4 protein-coding genes are annotated in these 4154 nt (G+C 54.5%); 3 read left to right on the top strand and 1 reads right to left on the bottom strand.

Annotation, left to right across the window (positions count from 1 at the left end):
• Positions 1-40: 40 nt before the first annotated feature.
• Positions 41-661: a DUF6538 domain-containing protein gene (locus tag ACOYNV_RS26160; protein WP_422902750.1), complete on the bottom strand. Its 621-nt coding sequence runs from the start codon at positions 659-661 to the stop codon at positions 41-43.
• A 341-nt stretch (positions 662-1002) separates the two neighbouring features.
• On the opposite strand from ACOYNV_RS26160, the gene ACOYNV_RS26155 reads away from it, so the two are divergent.
• The 3 genes from ACOYNV_RS26155 to ACOYNV_RS26145 are packed head-to-tail and all read left to right on the top strand — an operon-like array spanning position 1003 to position 4039.
• Positions 1003-1992, top strand: coding sequence for a recombinase family protein (locus ACOYNV_RS26155; RefSeq protein WP_422902749.1), 990 nt, complete (start codon positions 1003-1005; stop codon positions 1990-1992).
• Between the two features lie 5 nt (positions 1993-1997).
• Positions 1998-3737, top strand: a complete 1740-nt coding sequence (locus tag ACOYNV_RS26150; protein WP_422902748.1) for a recombinase family protein — start codon at positions 1998-2000, stop codon at positions 3735-3737.
• Positions 3734-4039 (top strand): type II toxin-antitoxin system PrlF family antitoxin, encoded by a 306-nt coding sequence (locus ACOYNV_RS26145; RefSeq protein ID WP_422902747.1) that lies wholly within the window; start codon positions 3734-3736, stop codon positions 4037-4039. Before ACOYNV_RS26150 ends, ACOYNV_RS26145 begins: the two co-directional genes overlap by 4 nt.
• Positions 4040-4154 lie beyond the last annotated feature (115 nt).

The raw sequence follows: 4154 nt of genomic DNA, 5'->3' as shown, positions 1-4154 counted from the left end.
CGGAGTCAGGGTTTGTGGTGTGTGGTGGGGGGAGGTAATTCTAGTGGCTGGTGGGGTGCGATGGGTTGAGCGCATCGACCCCTTGCGTTCCTGCAAGTACATGCAGTACCGATGCGAGGTAGCTCACGCGTGCAGCGTTGAACTGTCGAGCCACGAAGGCCAAGTCTGCGGTATCGCCGTTCAGGGTGAATCCATGTTGGCGCTGGAGTGCCGCCAGAGCCTCATGGAATTCACGGAAATCGCTGCGGCGAAGTTGTTCCCGGGCTGTCTTCAGTGCCACCTGTCCGAAGTCGATCGCCTTTTCCCATTCCGTTTCCGGGGCGGTTTGCAGGCGTGCAAGCTGCTTGGTGAGGTCGCTAATCGCCTCATGCTGCCAAGTCGCGGAGAACTGATGCCCGGTCTCGGCAGTGACCTTCAATACAGTTACGGGCGCGCTCGGTACGTCGGCCGGGGCCGGTCGCAATGCGGAAAATTCCGCCAAATACTGGGTGGCCAATTCGTGGGCACGGACGACGGCCTGCTCGTACGGAATGTTGCCCAGCGATTTACGCAGTGTAGTACGTCCGTTGAAATTGGTGCGCAGATTCGCGGGTATGCGCAATTGAAACACGAAACGCTTCCGTTTCTGCTCGTAGGTCAAAAAATTTGTGCTGATAGTCACAGGGCTGTCCACGCCAGAGACGCCACCAGCAGCGGGGGGCGGCTCCAACGAAGCGGTTTGGAAAGCCACTGGCCAAGAGTATAGGTGCGCCCCGTAAATTTCAGTAAGGAGAACGTTAATGTGCAAAAAAACACCACTTTGGGGTGGGCGAATGTTCGGGAGTACCCAACTCAAGCTGATTTTATTTGATGACGCTATACAGGTTTGGGAGGTCGATGCCCCCCGCAATACAACACGTCGCGACTCGAGTGTCGGTGTATGAGACACGAATGGTCGGATCTTGTGGATCTGCTGGTCGACGTCGCGGTTGCTCACATCAACGAAGTGAAGGATTTAGAAACATGCGAAAAGAATCAAAGCCAGATGGCACAGCAAAAAAATGCGTCGCCAGTATCTATGCTTGTCACCGTTTGTCTTCCCGGCCCAAAGGACTAACCGCCGAACAACACGACAACTCAATCGAAAGCCAGATCCTGCGATGCCACGAAATCGCGGTGCGGCTAGGTGCTTCGGTGCTTGATGCTCAGATCTACACTGATCTTCTCGTCTCCGGGCCAAAAACGGAGCGAAGCAGGCGCAGCGGATTCGACAAACTGCATGCCGCAATTGAAGCCGGAGGGATTGCGTTGTTGGTCGTTGACGGCGTGAGCAGACTGTCCCGAGATTTCGCTGAAGTAGTGAAATTTGGTGCCTTGATGGCCAGCCACGGTGTGCGCATGATCACCACCGACGGTCTGGACAACACGACGTTAGCCTTGCCGTTGCAGTTTTCCCTCATCGGTGAAATGGCCCGCATTCATCTCTATGAATGCGCACAGCGTGTGAAGTATGGCCACCGCACGGCGTTGGAACGCGGCTGGATGGTTACCCGGCCGCCGTTTGGCTATCGCGCTCAAAAGAGCGTTGATTCGAAGGGTTGTTACGAGAGCACCTATTGGTCGATACAGCCCGACGAGGCCGATGTGATTCGGCTGATCTATCAATGGCGTCAACAAGGGCAGTCCTGCGCGCAGATCGCCAATGCTCTGAATGGTGCGGGTATCGCACCCGGTCGTTGGAAGAACACTACCAAGCCCCGCAAGTGCTTGCCGGTCGCCGTAAATCGGATCCTTGCCAACCCGATTTACGCAGGGCAGTTCGTCTATCGAGTCCGCACGGCCGGTCTCGACCAGCCAGCCGAGGCCGGGCTTGGAGTTGCGGAAGCAACGAGCTATCCCCGACCGCAACTGTCGATTGTTTCGAAATCACTGTGGGCGATGTGTAACGAGCGACAAGAAAACCGCGCGGGGTGTGGAACTGGAACTGCTGAACACCTGAAATCAAAGGAATAAGGCAAATGAAAATAACCAAACCGAAACTTGCGAAACTGAGCATTATCGAGCTCTGCTTGGCAGCAATTTACGCGCGATATTCCACGGCGGATCAAAAGGACACGTCGATCGACGACCAGATCCGGCGTTGCCGGGAGATCGCAGAACGCCATGGCGCAACCGTACCCGATACGCTTATTTTTAAGGATGCCGCCGTTTCGGGTTCGGACAAAGGGCGAATCAAGCGCGTTGGGTTCGATCAACTGATTGCCGGCATCGAAGCCGGCGAGTTTTCCCTGCTGGTCGTTGACGAACTGAGCCGACTGGCACGTGACGTTTATGAATTAGCGAAATTCGACAAGCTGATTCATAAGCACCGGGTAAGGGTAATCACTGCCGACGGTCTCGACAGCACGTCTCCAACATGGACATTGCAACTATCCATTATCGGCGCCATGGCGCAGTTTTCGCTAAAGGAGACGACGCATCGAGTTAAGCGCGGCATGGAGGGGCAACTCGAGCGAGGCTTTATGATTGCCCCTCCGCCCTTCGGCTATCGTGCCACGCAGGAAACTGATGCGATGGGCAAAACCACCGGAACCACTTGGGCTATACAGCCGGAGGAATCGAAGGTCGTAAGCCAGATATTTGCATGGCGTGTTCAAGGTAAATCCTACTCAAAAATCGCTAAGGCGCTTAATGAATTGGGGGTCCGGCCAGGCACGCACAAGAGAACGCGCGAACAGACCACACTGACCCCGATGTGGTTGCAAGCCGCCGTTTATCGAATTGTCGAAAATCCAATTTACAAAGGCCTGTTCATGTACCGCGCCAGTGCTACTTACCTCAGTCGCCGTGCAGAAGCAGGACTCGACGACGAAGGGTCGATAACCTACGCACGGCCCCAGTTGGCGATAGTCCCAGACGACGTTTGGTCCACCTGCAACGATGGGAAGGTAAGTCGAAGCGGGTACGGCGGTGGCCGCTATCTTCTGGCCGGACTGGTGACTTGTGGGTGCTGTCATTCGACCCTGAATGTTTCGTCCCCATCTCATGGAACGAGGACCCTCACCTGCGGGTCGTGCAACCAGGAAAAGGCCGTGGGGATTCGAGCTGATACCCCTGGGTATGTGTCTGTGACGGGCGTTGCGTCTATGCTCCAGACGCTGATCGAGGCCAATCTCTGTACTGAAATCCAAACGGCATTAAAATCCCGTTTGCAGGATCGACTCTCAGGTGGGCTGGATGCCGAACTTGTTCTGGCACAGGTTGCTTTGTCGCGCGCCGAACGGATATGTCAGCGCCTGGCCGAAAATATGGCACAGATGGCAGAGGATGACCCCTATTTGTTGCCACTGTTTCAGAAGGCGACCAAAACCCGTATTGAAGCAGAGCAGACAGTAAGCCGCTTGAAAAACGGGATAGCGCTGATCGACACGAAGGCGCTCGAAGCTCAGTTGTCTATCGTCGATCCGATGAAAATCGTCGAACTGCTCTTTTCAGAAAATATCGTCCCGGTGGAGCACAAGCGGGCGATCCTATCTCGCCTTTTTCCGCGCATTGTCATGCGCGGAAAAATGGCGGCGAATGAAACCCTGTTTGAGATCGACATGGTTCCGGCAGGAATCTTGGCCGAACTCACTCAGACAGGCGTGTTGATCGATGATGTGGTGCGTTATCAGTTGGTTCTAAAGTGCTCCGCGAAGCGGCCAACCGTCTGGCAAGTGGAGTACCTGACGGAAGACGCCATGGCCCTTGCAGCTTGAGTGACTCGGCAATAAGGGAGGCCGAGCAACGCTTCAATTTGGCGCCCACTGCTTGGAAAAGCCAACCGCAATTTGTTATATTTTGGGAGGTAAAGGCGACAATGATCGCTCCTGGGCAAATGTTAGTTTCGTCTGTGCCATCTATTGTTGACGAAAGTTCCGACCAGGAAGACCAAGTAATGCTTTCGTTCTTGGCATTCCTTGAGGCCCAGATGACAATTAACCCGGAATTGATTACGCCAATTAGTGAAGCTGAGATGCAAGCAATTGCCGCGCTGGTAGAAGGCGTAGAGGTTGATTAATGCAGGTTAACGGCTGGAATCTGTATCAATTTGCCCCTTTTTCCGAACAGATCAAGGAATTTGAGAGCGCCGAGTTGGTAATGCCTGACATTCGCCAAGGTGGAAGTGCCTATTC

The sequence above is a fragment of the Propionivibrio sp. genome (genome assembly GCF_049316945.1).
Lineage (GTDB): Bacteria > Pseudomonadota > Gammaproteobacteria > Burkholderiales > Rhodocyclaceae > Propionivibrio.
Note: the sequence above shows the minus strand (reverse complement) of the source record. Positions and strands in the feature narration are given on the sequence as shown.

Bases quoted from the DNA above. Each gene is read 5' to 3' on its own strand.
- ACOYNV_RS26155 (WP_422902749.1), top strand. From the start codon at position 1,003: ATGCGAAAAGAATCAAAGCCAGATGGCACAGCAAAAAAATGCGTCGCC.
- ACOYNV_RS26150 (WP_422902748.1), top strand. From the start codon at position 1,998: ATGAAAATAACCAAACCGAAACTTGCGAAACTGAGCATTATCGAGCTC.